The 18,736-nt window shown below is 56.3% G+C and carries 14 protein-coding genes; all 14 read right to left on the bottom strand.

Annotated elements, in window-relative coordinates; genetic code table 11:
- Positions 1 to 43: 43 nt before the first annotated feature.
- Positions 44 to 958 carry a fumarylacetoacetate hydrolase family protein gene (locus PA598K_RS13065; protein WP_128657417.1) on the bottom strand — a complete coding sequence of 305 codons (915 nt, stop codon included), beginning with the start codon at positions 956 to 958 and terminating at the stop codon, positions 44 to 46.
- A 2-nt stretch (positions 959 to 960) separates the two neighbouring features.
- On the bottom strand, positions 961 to 2,301 hold the full coding sequence (locus tag PA598K_RS13060) for an aspartate aminotransferase family protein (protein ID WP_128657388.1): 1,341 nt from the start codon (positions 2,299 to 2,301) through the stop codon (positions 961 to 963).
- A gap of 44 nt (positions 2,302 to 2,345) precedes the next feature.
- Positions 2,346 to 3,845, bottom strand: coding sequence for a M81 family metallopeptidase (locus tag PA598K_RS13055; protein WP_260405389.1), 1,500 nt, complete (start codon positions 3,843 to 3,845; stop codon positions 2,346 to 2,348).
- Between the two features lie 37 nt (positions 3,846 to 3,882).
- Entirely contained in the window at positions 3,883 to 5,421 is a 1,539-nt protein-coding gene (locus PA598K_RS13050) for an extracellular solute-binding protein (protein ID WP_307719887.1), read from the bottom strand.
- 77 nt (positions 5,422 to 5,498) lie between these two features.
- A complete protein-coding gene (locus PA598K_RS13045; protein ID WP_128657386.1) occupies positions 5,499 to 6,356 on the bottom strand; it encodes a carbohydrate ABC transporter permease in 858 nt (285 codons plus the stop codon).
- Entirely contained in the window at positions 6,350 to 7,210 is an 861-nt protein-coding gene (locus tag PA598K_RS13040; RefSeq protein ID WP_260405393.1) for an ABC transporter permease, read from the bottom strand. The genes PA598K_RS13045 and PA598K_RS13040 overlap by 7 nt, the downstream gene beginning before the upstream one ends.
- 284 nt (positions 7,211 to 7,494) lie before the next feature.
- Entirely contained in the window at positions 7,495 to 8,862 is a 1,368-nt protein-coding gene (locus PA598K_RS13035) for a hypothetical protein (protein WP_221414131.1), read from the bottom strand.
- Positions 8,863 to 8,905: 43 nt separating this feature from the next.
- A complete protein-coding gene (locus PA598K_RS13030; RefSeq protein WP_128657384.1) occupies positions 8,906 to 12,004 on the bottom strand; it encodes a glycoside hydrolase family 2 TIM barrel-domain containing protein in 3,099 nt (1,032 codons plus the stop codon).
- A gap of 3 nt (positions 12,005 to 12,007) precedes the next feature.
- Positions 12,008 to 13,861 carry a cache domain-containing sensor histidine kinase gene (locus PA598K_RS13025; RefSeq protein ID WP_260405388.1) on the bottom strand — a complete coding sequence of 618 codons (1,854 nt, stop codon included), beginning with the start codon at positions 13,859 to 13,861 and terminating at the stop codon, positions 12,008 to 12,010.
- A gap of 154 nt (positions 13,862 to 14,015) precedes the next feature.
- Positions 14,016 to 15,590, bottom strand: a complete 1,575-nt coding sequence (locus PA598K_RS13020; RefSeq protein WP_128657383.1) for a response regulator transcription factor — start codon at positions 15,588 to 15,590, stop codon at positions 14,016 to 14,018.
- A 115-nt stretch (positions 15,591 to 15,705) separates the two neighbouring features.
- Positions 15,706 to 16,488, bottom strand: coding sequence for a creatininase family protein (locus PA598K_RS13015; RefSeq protein WP_128657382.1), 783 nt, complete (start codon positions 16,486 to 16,488; stop codon positions 15,706 to 15,708).
- Positions 16,472 to 16,879: a RidA family protein gene (locus PA598K_RS13010; protein WP_128657381.1), complete on the bottom strand. Its 408-nt coding sequence runs from the start codon at positions 16,877 to 16,879 to the stop codon at positions 16,472 to 16,474. Before PA598K_RS13010 ends, PA598K_RS13015 begins: the two co-directional genes overlap by 17 nt.
- Entirely contained in the window at positions 16,872 to 17,978 is a 1,107-nt protein-coding gene (locus PA598K_RS13005) for a hypothetical protein (protein ID WP_128657380.1), read from the bottom strand. The genes PA598K_RS13010 and PA598K_RS13005 overlap by 8 nt, the downstream gene beginning before the upstream one ends.
- On the bottom strand, positions 17,975 to 18,715 hold the full coding sequence (locus PA598K_RS13000; protein ID WP_260405387.1) for an SDR family NAD(P)-dependent oxidoreductase: 741 nt from the start codon (positions 18,713 to 18,715) through the stop codon (positions 17,975 to 17,977). Before PA598K_RS13000 ends, PA598K_RS13005 begins: the two co-directional genes overlap by 4 nt.
- Between the last annotated feature and the right edge of the window lie 21 nt (positions 18,716 to 18,736).

Here is an 18,736-nt window from a genome sequence, read left to right as displayed (position 1 = left end):
TGTTTTCCGTCCGGCATTTGGCCGTTGGCGGCTTTTCTTGATTTTACGCTTCTCCCACAAACCTGTTATGCAGCTCGCCGAGCTTTTCGATCCTGACCTTGACTTCATCGCCGGGCTGTAAGTACACCTGCCGATCTTCAGGGTATCCCAATACGACACCCTCCGGGGTTCCTGTCAACAGGACGTCTCCCGGCTCCAGGGTAAGGTGATGCGATAAGTAGCTGATGATTTCGTCACAATGAAAAATCATGTCCGCTGTGTTCGAGTTCTGCCGCAGCTCGTCATTGACGAACGTCTGGATGGCCAGCGTATTCGGATCTCCGACAGCATCCGCCGTGACGATCCATGGACCCAGAGGCGCAAAGCCGTCGCTAATCTTGCCCAGCATCCACTGCGAGGTGCGCATCTGCAAATCGCGCGCTGACAGATCGTTGGCGATCGTATACCCAAACACATAGTCAAGCGCGTCCTCCCGCCCTACGTTACGAGCCTGTCGACCGATCACAATCGCCAGCTCGGCCTCATAGTCCAGCTTGGAGGTCGCTCGCGGGATCGCGATGGACGCTTGGTGCCCTGTCAATGCATTGTTGAACTTATTGAACAATATCGGGGTTTGCGGAATGGGCGAGCCTGTCTCCTCCGCATGTCTTCGATAGTTAAGTCCCACGCATATGATCTTCTGCGGCGACGTGACGGGAGACTCCCACTGCAAGTCCGCTTCGCTCTTGAGACAGGCGCTTGCTTCCTCGCCCTTCGCGGCCAACTCCGGCAGAGCGGCGATATACGTCCTCAGGGCGTTCAAGGATGGCTCGCCGCCCCGGATGATCGCCATCATATCCGTAGCGACCGGACGGTCGGTCGGATAGTGCTGCAAGGCCGCAGCAACGTCTATGACGCCCTGCGGGGTGCGAACACCCAATCGAACTTCCTCGCCTTGCCTAAAAGACAATAGTTCCATCATTATCGTTCCTCCCCGCCTAATCCTCCTTGGGATATCAACCTGCCCATGACGCGATCCGCAGCCTGGAGCGTCTTGGTCGCCTCTTGCTCCCTGTGCGCTGCCGACACATACCATAGACCGTTGGGCCTCAGCAGCACGCCCTCCTCCAGCATAAGGGCAGCGAATCTTGAGTAAAGCGCGCCGTCTCGCTTGTTGAACGCTTCGAAGCTCTCTACCTTGTCCTCGCGGGTAAACATCATATTGAATACCGGTCCCTCCCGGTTCACAACGCCCGGCAGTCCATGACTCTTCATAAGATCGGCTATGCCGTCCGTCAGTTGGTCCGTGATTCGGTTCATTCGCACATACGCGGCTCCATGATCGGCAGCCAGCGCTCCGATCGTGGCCAGGGCTGCGGCAGTCGCAACCGTATTGCCGTTCAGCGTACCGAGATGACTCACTGTACCGCGCTCGATCAGTTGCATAATGGCAGCACGGCCCGCAACGGCGCTTATAGCGATCCCGCCGCCCATCGCCTTACCCACCGTCACCAGATCCGGGTCGATCCCGAATAACCCGTGCGCTCCGCCAAGGCCAAGTCGGAACCCTGTAATGACCTCATCGAGAATCATCACGATGCCAAGCTCTCGCGTCCAGGCGCGCATCTGCTCCAGATAACCTGGCTTGGGGTGAATGCAGCCCGAATTGCACATGATCGGCTCCGAGATCACTGCCGCAATCTCATGATGACGCGCTCTCAGCGTCTGTTCCAGGATCTCCGGATCATTCCAAGGCAAGAGGATGATATCATCGAGACTGTTGGCGGACTGGCCGCCCGTACCAGGCACGACTGCGTCTTGGGCTGCCGTCAACGACGAGGATGCCTTCATATCCACGCTCGGGAACGAGGTGAAGATGGCATCAGACCAGCCATGATAATGGCCATGGAAGCGAACAACCTTGCGCTTGCCCGTGTGCGCCCGCGCCAGCCTCAGGGCCAGCATGACGGCTTCGGTGCCGGAGCCGCTCAGGGCTACTCGCTCCGCGCAAGGCAGGATCTCGCACAGCGTACGGGCCAAATCGACCTCTCCGGCATGCTGCAGCCCATATGTCGCGCCGCCCCGGACGGCAGTATCCATAGCGCCGATCAAGGACGGGTGGGCGTGCCCCAGGATTAACGGACCATACCCGAGCAGATAATCGATGTACTCCCGTCCATCGACATCGCGAATATAAGGGCCATTACCCGATTCGGCGAACAACGGGGTCGGCAGCATGGCCGCCCTTAATGTACTGGCCACCCCTCCCGCCAGATATTGCTTGGATTGCTCCAGATAAGCTCTAGATTTCGTATAAGTCATGAACCATTAACCTCCTGTTGCTCCTGTATCGACAGACTGGATCTTCATCCCTCCGGCAGCTCGTCCAACGGATAGACGGGACGTCTGACCAGGCGATACTGGAAATGATGCAGATTGGCGCTGCAGCATCCGGGCGTATCCAACTGATACACCGCTCGGGCCAATGCGCCAAAGGCTGCCTGCCAAGCGATCGCCGACTTGACGACGATAACCTTGTAGGTTGAGGGGTCTACCCCCAGGGAGAGGAGGTGGCCGATATCCCAGGGCGCCGTCCGTTGCCCGGTCACCACCAAGGTTAGTCGTCCGCACTCCAGGACCGCCGTCTTGCCCATCTCGGCATAGTGCCCTGTATTATACGGCCCCACATGCCGATATCGACCGTCCGAGAGCAGGCGGACCTTCCCGGCCACCGTCACGGGCTCCCCATGCATGACGTCCGTCTTGCCTCCGACGCGTAGCCTTATCGTTGCTCCGATCCCCGCTTCAGCCGCAATACGCACCGCCTCCGGATCGTATAGGACCTGCAGCGCCCGCTGGGGCGGATCGACGAGGCGCGCCAGCAGATGCGTGGCGTCCGCGGGCGCGCCGCCGCCGACATTATCCGATCCTTCCGCGAGGATGATCACGCCGTCAGGCACGCGCCAGGCTTCGGCGAGCGCATCCTCCGGCTTCCATAGCTCCACGTTGAATCGCGCCTTTTCCTTGCTCATCCTCGCCATGAGCACGGCCAGGCAGCGCTGCGCCGTCTCTGCGTCGCCGTCTGCCGTCACGACGAATGACATGCCCGCATCCGGAACGTCGCTGTATGGAAAACCGCCTGCTACCGTAATATTGACCAGACCGTACGTCTCCTCCAACTGAGACGCAAGCTCCATCAACTCGCGCATGGCCCCGCTGCCCGTCGTCATCGCCTGCGGCGCAATCAGCATCGACGTATGCCCATAGGCATGGACTGGCTGCAGCTGTCCGGCTATGTACGCGGTGAGCTTATGGAAAGCCTCGATCGCCCGCTCGTACATGTCCACATGCGGGTAGGTGTCATAACCGATGATAATGTCCGCCTGCTCCACCATCGCCAAGCTGATGTTGGCATGCAAGTCCAGTGTCAGCGCGATCGGGAAGTCCTTGCCCACCTTCTGTCGTATCAAGCGCAAGCACTCGCCCTCCGCATCCGGGTATGGCTCGGACACCATGGCCCCATGCATGATCAGGATCAACCCGTCTGCCGACGCATCGATGGAGTCGACCAGCCGATGCATCAGATGCTCCATCGTCTCCCGATCCACCATGGCGCTTGGGGTGGCCGACGTATAGAGCCCTGCCGCAACCGTCGCCCCCTGCTCTGCGGCAGCCTGCAGCACCCCGCCCATAGAGGTTCGGCTGCCCGCATAGCGGGCTGCGAACGCCCCGTCGCCCTCGACCCATTCACTGTGGAAATGATCCAGCGTCGTGATCCCCGGGGCAAAGGTATTGGTCTCATGATAGATGCCGCCCACCGCGATCCTGGGCGAGGAGACCTCGCCCGCTTTCTTCCTCGTACCCAACCTGTTCGCTTCCTCCTCCATCTCAGAGCTGCGCTGCTTACTTCCCGTATCCGAGGTCGTTCAGCTGTTGAATCGCCGACTCGACATACAGCTTGTAATTCATCGTGTTCTCCATCGTCTCCAGGAAGGCGTCATACTCCTCCAGCGGGCGAAGTCCGTAGACAAACTTCGTGAACTCCTCCTCCAGATAACGGTCGGCGTCCGCCGGATTGTACCCCTCCGGATAAGTAAGGAAGCCGTTCAGCACCTCGATCCGAGGCAATTCGCTGGCAAAATCAATATACTGTCCCTGACTTGCAAACTTGACCTTCAGGTACTCTACCTCCGGACGGCCAGTGAACTGGTACAGCCAGCTATATCCCGCCTCTTGCGCCATCAGCTCGGTTGCGACCACCTTGTCTCCTTCGATATTGAAGTGCGTGCCTTCAAGCCCGAACTGCACAAGCCTGGAGCCCTCGCCCTCCGATACATAGTTCAACAGCTCGAATACTTTGTTTAGCTTCTCCGTATCCTTCTCCAGGGACTTCGGGATGGCGAACATGGTGCCGGCAGCGCCGATATCGAACGAATTGGCATAATTTCCGCCCGGACCTTGCGGCGACTCGAGCTGAATCCATTCTGCGTTCGGATTAACCGTTTTAATTTGCTCGACGAACTCGTTTTTGGTCAAGTTCGCCCAGTCGATAAAGATGATGCCGGCCTGTCCCTTAATCGCCTTCTCCTGATGCATCATTCCGTTGTTGGCCATAATTTCCGGATCGACCACTCCCGCCTCATTCAGCTTGCGGAAATAAGCCAGCGCATCGCGCATTTCCGGGTCGTACAGCGAATTGACAACCTCGCCGTCTTTGACATAGAATTCGCCCGGGTTCACCGTGCCAAACGATCCGTAAAAGGCGGCAAACGTGCTGAGCGAGGTGCCTGTAAGCCCCATCGTATCTTTTGCGTTATTGCCATCGGGGTCGCGCTCCACGAAGGCTTTGGCTACCTCATAAAATTCGTCCAGCGTTTTGGGAACCTCCAGCTTCAAGTTGTCCAGCCAGTCCTTGCGAATCCACAAGCTTGTGCTTGGAATACCCGGCGCCTTCGGAATCGCGTACAGCTTGCCGTCGATCATCCCTTTTTTGAGCGTATCCTCACCGAGAAAATCCTTGACTGCCTTCAGCTCATTGTCCATGTAAGGCGTAAGATCCAGCAAAATGTCCTGCGCTTGGTATTGCTGCACCTGCGCCTTGTTTACGCTGAACAGATCAGGCAAATTCGTCGAGGACATCCGGATGTTCAGTTGACTCTGATAATCGTCCGGGCTGCCATATGTCGTCATGTTGATGTCGACATTCAACGCCTCGTTTAACGCGGTACGGATAAAATCCTTGTCGGGAGACGGCAAGCCGCTCGCGCTTTGCATAATATCAAGCTTGATGACCTTCCCGGCTCCGTTGCCGCCCTGGTCGTTGCCGTTATTGCCGGTACCAGGGTTCGGGTCATTGTCCTTGCCTGTCGAGCATGCGGTCAGCACCGTAGTCATCAACAGCGTCAGCGCGAGCAAAAGCTTTACAGAAAAAATCCTTTTCACAGTCTAACACCCCTTGTTTGTATTTATTGAATCGGGTTGGCGCGGCACGATGTTGACGATGCCTCGCCGCTCCCGCATCAACCTTTGATCGAGCCAAGCAGCATACCTTTCGTGAAATACTTTTGCAGGAAAGGATAGACCACAATAATGGGCAAGGATGCCATCACGACCGCTGCCATCTTCAAGGTTTGCGCAGGCGTGGTCGACTCGAAGTTTTCCAGCTGCTGCGATTGCATCAAGATTTCCCTCACCACCACTTGCAGCGGAAACATCGAACGATCCGTTATATACATAATCGCCTGGAAGAAATCATTCCAATGCCCTACGGCATAGAACAAGCCGATGGTAGCAATGACCGAGGTGGATAACGGCACCGTAATCTGCCCTAATATCCGATACTCGCTTGCGCCGTCGATCTTGGCCGCTTCGAATAGTTCCTCCGGCAGTTGCTCGAAGAAGCTTTTGACAATCAGGACATTAAAGCTGCCCACAAGCCCCGGCAAAATAAGCGCCCAGTACGTGTTCAGCAAGCCCATGGTCTTGACAATGAGATAGGTAGGGACCATCCCGCCGGAGAACAACATCGTAATTAAAATCATCATCAGTACCAGGCTGCGTCCCGGCATTTTTTTGCGACTGAGCGGATAGGCCAGCAAAATCGTCACGATCAAATTCAATATTGTCCCCACAACCGTCACCATGATCGTTACGCCATAGGCTTGCACCATCCCCGAATACTCCCAGATCGTTCGATACGCGCTAAACGTAATTTCCTGCGGGATGATCGGGAACGAGCCGCTCTTGTGAACGACGCTAAGCGGCGTCAGCGAGACCGAAACGACATAGAGCAGCGGGAAGACGGCGACCAGACCCGCCAGGAACAGGATCGTGTATATAATGCCATTGATGATGCGATCCTCAAGCCCTCTTACCATATCCCCTCACCCCATTTTTTCGCGACATAGTTAGCGGTCATGACCAGCACGAGCCCGATCACCGACTTGAATAGTCCTACCGCTGAGGCAAGGCTGAAATTCATCTGCTGCAAGCCTGTCCGGAATACCCATGTATCGATAATGTCTGCGACGGAATAAACCTGCAAATTGTACAGCACGTAGATTTGTCCGAACCCGGCGTCCATAATGTAGCCCAGATTGAGGATGAACAGCATGACAATAACGGTTCGAATGCCCGGCAACGTAATGTGCCAGATCATACGCAAGCGACTTGCCCCGTCCACGCGCGCCGCCTCATACAATGCGGGGTCAATGCCGGACATGGCGGCCAAATAGATGATCGCCCCCCAGCCGAGGTTTTGCCATATTTCGGACGAGACGAGCAAGGATCGAAAGTAATCGGGCGAGGTCAGGAACGGTATCGCGCTGCCCGTCGCATCCTTGATCCATGTATTGACCAGACCCGACGTCTGCGAGAGCAAGGCTATCATAATGCCGTAGATGATGACCCAGGACAAGAAATGCGGCATGTATGTTAACGTTTGCACCAACGACTTAAACCAGCGCACCCGGCATTCATTCAATAAAATCGCCATCACAATCGGCGGAATAATGCCAAAAATCATCTTGTACACACTGATCACTATCGTATTGCGCAGCAGCTGATAGAAATACGGCGATTCAAAAAAAGCAAGAAAATGCTTGTTCCACGGGTCTGCCCAGGGACTCGCCATAATTCCGTCCATAATGCGGAAATCCTTAAACGAAATAATGACGCCGTACATCGGCAAATATTTAAACAAAATATAATATAAAACTCCAGGTATCAGCATAATGTACAACGTTCTGTACGACCATATTTTCCTGCCGCGCTCCCACCTCAGCAGTCCTTTTCCGGATTTCTCAAGAGCCGGTGTAGCCATTGCATTCCCCCATCTCGGATGTGTGTATGCCTTTATTTTATCAACCGGCTTCTATCCGCTATATGCAGTAAAATTGTCAATTTAGGCGGTACGAGGGAGGATAAAATAACTCCGCCCCTGCACCGATGCGCAGAGGCGGAGTTGTCGGGCATCGCGAACAGCCCGGTTGCCTGATCGGCTAGCTACCTGATCGGCTAGCTATAGATAAAATGCGCGCTCGCCTTGCAATCGCTATGCGGAACGATCCGCACCCAGTGCGCGCTGAACCCTGTCGGGAACACATGATGCGCATAACCATTTGCCTCTACTTCGATGCGGGTATAGAGCTTCCAGGTGCCGTTGCCGAGGAAATCAACCTCGATATCAAAGGCGACCGCCTGCGACGACTCGTGCGTCAAATGCAACACCTTATGCTCGAAGCCCGTCATCAGGTAAGGGTCTGAGGCTACGCCAGCCGCAACTTCATCCTCCCACCAAGGGCCGCCCCAGCCGGATGGCTTGCCAAATTGCCACAGGTCGTCAGTTTTTCCGAACCACAGGTTGGATTGCGGCTCTCCGGCCAGCAGGTTCGTATCGAAGATCGGCGTCACCTGGTTGCCTGCGAGTACAAGCATCCCTCTCCAGGAGCAAAAATCAGGAATCATCCGCAAATGGGTCGAAATCGGGCGAACGCCCCATACCTTTCCGCCATAGGCGTTATGCGACATTTCATAGAACATGCCATGGAAGTTCATCAGCAGCCGTTCGGTCTCTACCTCGCGAATGCGCGGCCACTCGGTAAACCACATATGATCCATCGCTTGCGTCGCTTTTGGCAGCCGGTACGTGCTCCACTCCCCGTTCACGAACACCTTGAGAATCGCCGATGCGCGGTCAAAGCCTGTAGCAAACAGCGGGCTGCTGCCGGAAGAAGCGACCTCGCAGTAAGGGCTCTCCTCCAGAATCGTCCAGGTTTTGCCGTCCCATTCCGCCAAGCGGCCATCGCTTTTGCTGCCCAGATATTCCCGCTCATCATACGTATTGTTGGCGACGACGACCTTGCCGTCCTTCGTCCAGCCGCCCTTGAAATGCGGCCAGCAATCCGGGGATACCTTCAGCTCGACCAGAAGATCGAATAATTGCTCTGTCTCCAGCGTATGCACATCTACCTCGAAAAACTTGCCTTCCATCGTCAATACATACAGCTTGTTGTCCGCATCGGTCAAATGGGTAAAGCAAGCGGTCAAACGATGCTCAATAAGCGACTCAACGGTGCGCACGTTGCCTTCGGTATCAATAAAATGCGGCCCGATCATCAGTTGGCTGGATTGCGGGTGAATAATGCGATTGGCGTACGTGCCGACAACGCTTTGCGGATGCTTGCGCACCTCCAGCTTGTCATTGACCTCGAATAGACCGGTGCCGGTGCCCGTGCCGACGCTGTGCGCTACATACGAGATATACCAAAGCCGATTAGCCCAAGGCATGACTGCTCCGATCCCTGTCTCCGAACGTGCGCCATCTATACCTGCGACTGCCGTAAGATGCGGATATACGCCGCCGACCTGAACGTGATTGCTCATGAATGAATAACCTCCAATGTATGATGTATCGTCTAACGAATCATTACCACTTGCTGACGAACGTCCCATGCGACTGCCAATCCTCTTTGAAGATCGGACGAATCGCCACCTCCATCGCAAACGCCTTCTCCTCCAGCCGATATTTGCGAAGCAGCTCCGGTCCGCACGCATGGGAACCGGAACCGCTCATCTTATAATCCAGATGAACGATCGATTGGGGCCGCTTCAGCTCGCTCAGCTTGAAGTCATGCGTGGCGGACGCGAGATCCTCGGGCTTGTAGTGGCTGACGGCAAAGGAAAACGGCTTCGTCGCGCCAAACCATAACCCCATCCCTTGCAGATTCGTGACCGTCGCCCATTCCGTCCCATATCGCGCGCCGTTCTCCTGCGGACGAATATAATGCTCCATCATGTCATCCGCCGTCGTCAGATAACGTCCCTGGCGCGTGCTATGTCGACGATCGATATAGCTGGCATGCGGCCCGTATCCGTAATATTCGACCTCTTCATGTCCGGCAGGCATCGAGAGCTGCAAGCCGAAGCGCGGCAGGAAGGGCAAATGCTCCGCGACGTTCGCCTCCACCTGCAATACGGCTTCGCCCGAGCCATTGATTTGCCACCGCATCGTTCCCCGCACAACCGGACCTTTGCTATAGCCTCCCAGCGAGTAGCGGACCGTAATTTCCACCGTATTGCGCTCCTGCAGGTAGGTCCAGCTGGATGCGTATGTTTTTTGTACTGCGCGATCATAGCCTTCCCGCTCCCAGCTCTCCCGGATGAAGATGTCATTGTCCATCGGAGCCCGCCATATCGTCAGCTCGGCCGGTTCGTCGAGCAATGACAGGCCGTGCGATTCGATGAGGGCCAGCTTGCCTTGCCGCAGATCGAAGCCATAACGAAACTCGTCGCCTGCGACGATCAGCATCGTGCCCTGCTCCTGCACATCAAGACCGACAGCGGGCAACGCGCGCTCCCCATCTGGCACGGCGTCCATGCCCGGCTGCTCCGCCAGTCTGAACTGGGCGAACGCGAGCTCATGTCCGGCATCGCTCCACCAGTCGTCCTGCGAGGTGATCGCCCGCAGCAACAGACAGGATCTCGCCGGGGCAGCGGCATACAGGCTCGGCCATGAGCCGCCCAGAGCAACAGTCGTCTTGCACCCGGGGGACAGCTCCACCGGCTCCAGCTCGCCCTGGGCCCGGATCTCCCCTTCGCATTCCAGCCGATATCGAATCTTGACCTGCCCCAGATCGCTGAAGTCGTATCGATTATGGATGCCGATCAAGCCTTGCGACAGGTCCATCGCCTCGAAGTCGATCGGCGCAATCGCTTGCTTCAACTCCAGCAAGGCCGTATGCGGCGTGCGATCCGGCGCCACCAGACCGTCGATGCAGAAGTTGCCGTCATGCGGCTGCTCTCCGAAGTCCCCTCCATAGGCATAATGCTCCGGCTGGCCGTCACACTGCTCATTGGCCTCTCGCTTGATGCCATGATCGCTCCATTCCCATACGCAGCCCCCCATCATCTGCGGGTAGCGATAGATCAGCTCCCAATAATCATGCAAGTCGCCTGGTCCATTCCCCATCGCATGGCTATACTCGCATTGAAAAAAGGGCTTCTCCTGCTCCGGGTCCGATGCGTAGGCCTCCATCTCTTCTAATGAAGCATACATGCGACTCTCTACATCCAGACAAGATCGGTCGCTATCGCCCAGGTTGATGGGAGCGGCCCCTTCGTAATGAACCGGACGCGACTTATCCCTCGACTTGACCCAATGCGCCATCGCCTGATGATTCGCACCGTATCCCGCCTCATTGCCGATCGACCACATGACGATGCAGGGATGATTTTTATCGCGCTCTACCATGCGGATCGCCCGGTCGAGGAAGGCTGTCCGCCAGAGCGGGTCCTGTCCCAATCGATGGAACGATGCCGGATTGCCTGTGATTTCGCGCCCCATCCCATGGCATTCCAGATCCGCTTCATCGATTACATAAAAGCCGTACCGATTGCATAGCTCAAGGAATCGCGGATCATTTGGGTAATGAGCGGTTCGGACGGTATTCACATTGTGCTGCTTCATCAGCTTCAAGTCCTGGAGCATGCTATTCACAGGAATCGCATGTCCGAGCACCGGATGGGACTCATGACGATTGACCCCTTTGAGCTTGACCGGACGCCCATTGATTCGAAAGACCCCCTGCACGATCTCGATCGTCCGGAAGCCGACGTCAAATGCCAGCACCTCCGTCCCCGCCGTCAACAGCAGCGTGTACAAATAAGGGGTCTCGGCATTCCAAAGGTTCGGACGATCGACGCGAAGCGTCAACTGACCGACGTCGGCAATGACGTCAACGCTCGACGCGACTTGCTTGCCCTCCTGATCGAGCAGCTCTGCCCGAACCGTCAGCTCGCCCTTGACGATCAGCTCGCTGCTCAACACCGCCTGACCGAGATCCTCGCTCAGCTCGGGCTTATTATAGACATCCCTGATATGCTCCTTGTCTCGCGCCAGGACATATACATCGCGATAGATGCCGGAGTAGCGCCACATATCCTGGCCTTCCAGATACGTACCGTCGCACCACTTCAAGACGAGCACGGCGATCGTATTTTTCCCTGGCTTCACATAGGGGGCGATATGGAATTCCGCCTGCATCCGGCTTCCCTGGCTATATCCCGCCAGCTCGCCATTGATCCAGACGTAAAAGCAGGCATTCACGCCCTCGAAGACAATATATGCCTCCTTGTCCGACCACTCGGCAGGCATCCCGAATTCGCGGACGTACAAGCCCGCAGGATTATTGTCCGGGACGTAAGGCGGGTCGCAGGGGATCGGATAGTTCACATTGGTGTAGTGCATCTGATCATAGCCGTTGCGCTGCCAGCAGGATGGGACGACCAGCCCGTCCCAGTCCGATGTATCGTAACCGGGAAGATAAAAGCCCTCGTCTGCGTCCGCTATCGAGGAACAGTAGCGAAACCGCCATTGCCCGTTCAGCGAGCGGTAGCTGGTCGAGCTGCCGCGTTGGCCGGCTACAGCGAGGCTGCGGCTTGGATAAGGAATATAGCTGGCGCGCTGCGCCTCCCGGTTGACTTGTACGATATCGGGATTTTCCCAATACCGGGGAATACAGATCATTGGTTACTCGCTTCCTCCATTCCGTTCTATCCTGTTGCCCAAGTGCTCATGATACGGTATAGCGGGCAGGGTGACGCGGATGCACGTTCCCTTGCCCAGCGTGCTGCGTATGCGCAACCCGTAAGCCATGCCAAAGTGCAGCCGCAATCGTTCCTGCACATTGGATACGCCAATTCCGGTTAGCCGATCCTTGCTCCTCCCATGAGGTCCCGGTTGAAGCAGCTCCGCTTGTCGAGCCTTGGCCATGCCGGCGCCGTTGTCGCATATAAGGAAGGTCATCCGGTTGCCGTACCGTTTCCCCCTGACCGCAATGACGCCGGGGTACGACTTGGTCGGCAATATGCCGTGAAATATAGCGTTCTCGACGAGCGGCTGCAGCGTCAGCTTCAAAATCAAGCAATGCTCCATGCCCGGATCGATATCGCAGCGAAATTCGAACTTTCCTATATATCGAATGTTCTGAATTTGGATGTACTGCTTCAGCGCCCGAATCTCATCCGCTACCGTCACTTCCGCTCGGGTCTTGTCGAAGGTCAATTCCAGAATGCCGACCAGCGAACGAATCGTCTCCCCCACCTCTCCGAGCCTTTGCTGACGGGCGAGGCTTCCGATGCATGCCAGCGTATTGTATAGGAAATGCGGCGAAATCTGGCTTTGCAGCACCTTAAGCTCCAGCTCCTTCTTCCGCTCCTCCATCTCCCTGGTCTTGACAATGAGCTGTTGGATCCGCTCCAGCATCGCGTAGAAGCTGCGCGTCAGTCTGCCGATCTCGTCTTGCCGCGTAATCGTAATCTGAGGCACGACGATCGAATCCTGAACTCTGTCGAGCTTCAAAGCGAGCATGCGAATCGGCCGCGTGAGAAAACGCGACATGATGAGCGCCATCAAGAGCAATACGACGAACATGATCGCTCCTGCAGTCAGGAACGTTTCGAATAATACGGCGATGCTTTGATAAAAAAACTCTTCTTTGAAAAACAGGATGAGACTCCATCCAAGACGATTTTGGCCCGATCGCAGCGTGACAAGCTCCCCTTGAGGACCTGCATAGCTGTCGATGCCCAGCTTCAAACGACCCGCCTCCGCGATCGTCTGCTCCGACAGCTCGGTCAGATACGAGTTTGGCATAGCGGGCAACAGATTGGTCTCCCTGTCATATAAGACGAGGCGATCCTCGTTGGAGAGCAACATAAAGCTTTGGGTCGCGGACGAAATATCGATCATTTTTTGATGCAGCTTCTTCAAGTCCAGCTCCACAATCGCAACTGCAAATGGCTGCTCTCGCTGATCGGATATCGGCCTGGCGATCGCTACCGTCTGTCCCGACAACGGCGAATAATAAGGCTGGGTGACCATCGCCCCATAATTTTTTTTGGCTTGTTCATAAATTCCCGGCAAAGCAGGGTTTTTCATCACATCGCACACCAATTGCGCGTTGCAGAATACCTCCCCGTCCTCCCGGACAATGTACAACGTCTTCACGATATGACTGTTCACGGTCGCGATGGATCGCAAAAACTCGGATATTCCCCGTTCTTCTCCGCGCTTCAAAAACTCGGCCTGGGTCGTGAGCAGCAGCAATATATTTTGCCCATTGTCAAGGTAGGAGTCCAGAAACTGATTGGTTCGCACCATTAACGTCTGAGCGTCGTTCATAATTTGCGTCTTGAACAGCTTGGAAGTCTGCGTGTAGTTGTTGACCGCCAGGAACGTAAACAAAGCGACGGTAACGAGGAACAGCAGCAAAAATTGCTTCGTTGCCATGCTCCAGTTTTGGAGCCGCCAACCGCCTGAGAGACGATCTCCTCCTTTGACAGGATCGCCGTCCTTGTTGTTCTGATCCCTGACTGCCTGCATCGGTCTCATCCTCCCGGTTTCTTACGCCATCCATCGCCTCCGTTACGCTGGTTATTATGAAAGCTGGCATGAGAGCCATGATCGACGCTTTCATAGGTTCATTGTAACTTCGTTATGGCTGCCCCAATATACAGTAATGTTGTAATTATAGGTATTAATGCTGTAACGGTCCTTGTCTCCTGTATTCGGTAGGCGACAATCCGGCATACTCGCGGAAGACCGAGGAGAAGTAGCGGTAGCTGGGCACGCCCACCTGACAGGCGATCTCGTAGATGCGCAGACTTGTGCTCCGAAGCAAGCGAGCCGCCATCTCCATGCGTTGCTGCTTGATATATTCCTGGAACGAGACCCCTTTCTCCTCCGGAAAGAGGCGACACAAATAATGGGCGCTCAGTCCGACTTGCTCCGCTACGATCGATAAAGTGAGCGATTTGCCGAGATTGGACTTGATATAACGCATGGCATCGTCAATCTCCCGGCGCGGCTTGCGCTCGTGGTCCCACACGGCGTCCATCTCATGAATGATCACAGCGACCAGCTCTTCGGCCGTATCGGCCCTCATCACCGCCTTGGATATCTGAGAAAATTCAGGCCATGTCCGATCATCCTTTAGCCACTCCCGTCTCCATTCATTCGCCAGCTCCTTGAAGGCGTCCGGATGCAGTCTGCGCTGAAAGGCCCAGTCCGCGAGCGAGCTCCCAAGCTGAGACATACGCGCCTGAGCAGGATTAATATGCTCGGCCAGCAGCTCGTCAAATTCAGCTTTGTGCCGCTCTCCAGGCCACAACGTCTGCTCCTCCCCGCTGTCCCAGACCAATCGGCCTCGGTCATAAAATCGGAGCGGCTGCTCCCTCATCGCCTCCGCCATACCCGACTCCGCTTGCTCCGGCGAATCGGCCAGCGGCCCGAACACGCCGCAAATGCTGAGCTCGTCCTGCAGCAACCCGGCTTCCTCTTCCAGCAGGCTGCGGAGCCGATCGACAATGGCGGCTAATTTCTCCCTTGTCATCGTTAGCCTGAACGGGCCTTGCTGGTCGGCGAACACCAAAAAGACGCCTTCCATCGCTGGCAAATACCGAAACGACATTTGCTCCTCCAGAAGACCAAGCTGCTGCTCCAGCACGCGCTTTGCCAGCATCCACGCGTCTGATTTGGCATCGACGTGCAGAGCGGCGAAGTGCAGGGGCAGTCTGCAATCCAACTCGTCCGTCAAAAATCGGTATACAGCCGTCTTCGCTTCAGGCGCCGCTGCGCTGCTCCGGCTGCCGCCCAACAGCTTCGACAGCTGGCGCGCGAGCTCCCAACGCTTTTCCTCCCGCGCATTTTGCCTTCGCATACCGTCCTTCTGCAAGGCTTGCCGCGCTCGGTCAAGCGCCTGGATCAGCTCAGCCGGCGTTAAGGTTACCTTGAGCAAGTAATCAACGGCCCCCTGCCCGATCGATTCCTTGGCATAGGCAAAGTCCGAATGACAGGTGAGCAGTATAATCTGCGTATCCGGCAATTCTCGCCGTACCTGGCGCATGAAGGTAATACCGTCCATGACAGGCATCGTTATGTCCGTAATGACGATATCCGGTCGATGTCTGCGACAAAAAGAAAGCGCATCCAATCCATTATCCGCTTCCCCGACACACTCCAAACCGTGAACGCCCCAATCGAAGGCTCTCAGTTCCTCCCGCAATGGAGCTTCATCGTCGACTACCAGCACCTTCAACGTATCGTTGGACATAAGCTTACCCCCCAAGTTGACTTGCTTATTCTGCTATGACGCTCTCTACTAGGTCAGCTATCGCGAACCGGGAGGCCGTCCGCTTGCGCAACAGCCCCCGCTTCGACAGTCTACCTCACTTGCCGCTATCCGCTTCGTCCATGCGGCTGCATGTATCGACCAGCCAGGATGATACGGCTTGTACGATCGCTTCGATATATGTCCTGCCCTGGGCTGCCGTTGCCTGATCGGCCGCATCGGTATAGCCGTTCACTCCGGTCAGCTCCATGTGACGACCGATAAACGTGCCGGGCATCACGCCCGTTAGCCAATCGCGCTCCGGATGATGCTTGCCGATCGACGACCGATCGATATGCGCCCGGTCAAGCGCCATGACAAGCGACGTCTCGAAGCTTCCCGCATGTCCGGGCACAGGTCCCGATTCGGCGGCAGCGACGGCTTCCAGAGCCGTCTGCGCTATCGTCCAGTACGAAGCCGAAGCGGTCCAGACCGGATGCTGTACCGCCAGATCCGTTGCCGCCTGATGCATCAGATATTCATTGCCTCCATGGGCATTAAGGAATACGATCCGCTGAAAACCGCTGTCAATCAAGCTGTTGCCGATATCTTTAAGTATACAAAGATACGTATGCGATGCAAACGACAAAGTCCCGCCAAAGGCGAGATGATGCGAGGAGCACCCGATCGGCAACACCGGGCACAGCACGAGCCTGGTTCCCTTATCCGCCGCGAGCTGCACCGCTCGTCGGCTCACCTCCCGACAGACGAACGTATCGGTTCCCGTCGGCAAGTGCGGGCCATGCTGCTCGATCGCTCCCAGCGGGATTACAGCGGCATACCCATCCCGGGCTCTATGCTTCAGTTGCTCTCGCGTAAGCTGTTCAAACTCGATCGTCATGACGCTCGTCGGCCCCCTCCCTGCCTCTGGCTGCTATCGCATCAATCTCAACCAGCAGATCGTAGTTCAGATCGCAATACACCAAGGTTCGACTGGGATAAGGGGCACGGAAATACTGTCGGTACAGCTCGTTAAACGCCTGGTAATGCTTGCGATCCTTCAAATAGACATTGACTTTGACAATATGCTGCATCGTTAGCGAGGCCTCGGCCAAAATGGTCCGAATGTTTTCTAACGTCTGAATCGTCTGCGACTCCAGGTCGGGGCCAACGATCTCCCCCGTCTCGGGCAACAGCCCGCCTTGACCGGATACAAACACCAGGTTCTCAAAGGCAGTAGCCGAAGAAAAGGGCAAGGGTTGACGATCGCTTGCTTCGATTTCTCTATTCATCGTCCGCACATCTCCTGTCGTAATAAATCTCAAGCTCCGGCGTCGCAATAAAACGACCGGTATGCAATGCTTCCATCGCACGATTAATCAGGCAACTGGACACCAATATTCGCTCGGCAGGGAAAGGGGGAATACCCGTCATCATAAATTGCTCCAGCATCTGTGTCATCCGATCGAAATGACGAAAGGGCCACTCGTTATCGCTCAAGCATACCGACTCAAACACGTCCCCGCGGCCATCGCGAAAGGCGAAGCTCCATTGCTCGGCCAAGCCTGTCTGCTGAATCACATACCCTCTGCTTCCGTCCCTGTAATGAACCGTAAGCAGATACGTCCTGTCCGCAGACGCTCTCGGATGAGGCGCATCGGCAGCCCGTACCGGCTTAAGCGCAGCCAGCAGCAATGGCTCCGGCCATTGCCGACGATCCATCGCCTCCCATACGGCATCGCCCTGCAGCGCCTCGATCCCCGCGATACCCTGCTCCCCGCCTGCTCTGCGTTCGGCAAGCGACTGCAGCACCTCCAGCGCGTGGTAGCCATACGCTTCCAGCTCCGAGGAGAAGCTCACGACCAGCCATTCCCGCGCGCTGGCCAAGTGATGACTGGCGGGCATATCCCTCCTGGGCGCCAGCGGAATCGAAGAACCGCCCATGAAGGGAATCCCGCCGTCTCTGAGCATCTCGAACATGCGAACAGACTGATCGACCCGGTAGGACAAAAACTTATCGGAAAATATCGGCACGCGTACATTCAGCTCAGCCAATGCGTCAAGAACCTCCTGCATAAACCGATATCTCGGGTATTGCTTGCGCCCCCATTCGTCCAGCGGATAATCGCCATGCTCGCCAATAATGACCACGCCGTGCACCCCGCCGCTGCGCTCCGCATGGCCTATCGCCTCGCGAATATCGCCCAACAGCGGAATGCCCAAGCGGGCCGCCGTCTCTCGGCCCGTGTCGTTGGCCGGATATTGATCCAGATAAAGGGCGGCGACCTTAACCTGGGGAGTATAATCGGTGAATTCACCCAGCAATCGGCCAACAATCATATGCGCATGGGAATTAGGTCGATATTCCGTGGCGACTGCGACGATCCTCATAAGCCGAAGCCCCCCGTTATCGGGTACATCGACCCGGTCGCATAGGAAGCGGCGTCGGATAGCAAAAATGCCGCCAGCTCATTCACCTCATCGGGCAGTCCGCTTCGTCCGATCAACGTTTGCTCCCGGATCGCTTCCTTCTGTCGTTCGGTATAGCTGGCGATCCGTTCCTCGGACTTAAAATCTCCTGGAACGATTGCATTGACGCGAATATGCCAGGGAGCAAGCTCAACGGCCGCTACCCGGGTCAATTGCTCGACGGCCGCTTTGCTCGCGCCATATGCCGCATTCTCCGGTACAGGAACCGCGCCCAGAATAGAGGAGGTATTGACGATGGCTCCGCCCCCGTTGGTCTTCATCTGCCGGGCAGCATGCTTGTTCATCAGGAAGGTGCTGGTCAATGTGCCTCTAACGGCGTCCTCCCAATCTGCCAATGTTTGATTGACGATCAGGGCGGTGCGGTTGACATAGACATTGTGATAGAGACCATCCAGACGGCCGAACCGCTCCTGAATGATCGTCATTAGCCGGATGATCTGCGTCTCGTCGGTCATGTCAGCCTCGACGAACAGAAAGCGCGGCGCCATGTCCGCTCCCGGCATCCCGTCATCCGGCATCGGCCTGGCGTCGCATGCGGCTACCATCGCGCCACGCTCCAGGAACATATGCACGGCTGCCGCGCCCAACATGCCGGCGGCTCCGGTAATGAGTATGATCTTGTCTCTCAATTGCGCCACGGATCTCCGTCTCCTTATCCA

This window comes from Paenibacillus sp. 598K (assembly GCF_003851045.1).
Taxonomy (GTDB): Bacteria; Bacillota; Bacilli; order Paenibacillales; family Paenibacillaceae; genus Paenibacillus_D.
This window is presented reverse-complemented; position numbering and strand designations above follow the sequence as displayed.

Bases quoted from the DNA above. Each gene is read 5' to 3' on its own strand.
- PA598K_RS13065 (WP_128657417.1), bottom strand. From the start codon at position 958: ATGGAACTATTGTCTTTTAGGCAAGGCGAGGAAGTTCGATTGGGTGTT.
- PA598K_RS13060 (WP_128657388.1), bottom strand. From the start codon at position 2,301: ATGACTTATACGAAATCTAGAGCTTATCTGGAGCAATCCAAGCAATAT.
- PA598K_RS13045 (WP_128657386.1), bottom strand. From the start codon at position 6,356: ATGGTAAGAGGGCTTGAGGATCGCATCATCAATGGCATTATATACACG.
- PA598K_RS13040 (WP_260405393.1), bottom strand. From the start codon at position 7,210: ATGCTGATACCTGGAGTTTTATATTATATTTTGTTTAAATATTTGCCG.
- PA598K_RS13035 (WP_221414131.1), bottom strand. From the start codon at position 8,862: ATGAGCAATCACGTTCAGGTCGGCGGCGTATATCCGCATCTTACGGCA.
- PA598K_RS13030 (WP_128657384.1), bottom strand. From the start codon at position 12,004: ATGATCTGTATTCCCCGGTATTGGGAAAATCCCGATATCGTACAAGTC.
- PA598K_RS13025 (WP_260405388.1), bottom strand. From the start codon at position 13,861: ATGCAGGCAGTCAGGGATCAGAACAACAAGGACGGCGATCCTGTCAAA.
- PA598K_RS13020 (WP_128657383.1), bottom strand. From the start codon at position 15,590: ATGTCCAACGATACGTTGAAGGTGCTGGTAGTCGACGATGAAGCTCCA.
- PA598K_RS13015 (WP_128657382.1), bottom strand. From the start codon at position 16,488: ATGACGATCGAGTTTGAACAGCTTACGCGAGAGCAACTGAAGCATAGA.
- PA598K_RS13010 (WP_128657381.1), bottom strand. From the start codon at position 16,879: ATGAATAGAGAAATCGAAGCAAGCGATCGTCAACCCTTGCCCTTTTCT.
- PA598K_RS13005 (WP_128657380.1), bottom strand. From the start codon at position 17,978: ATGAGGATCGTCGCAGTCGCCACGGAATATCGACCTAATTCCCATGCG.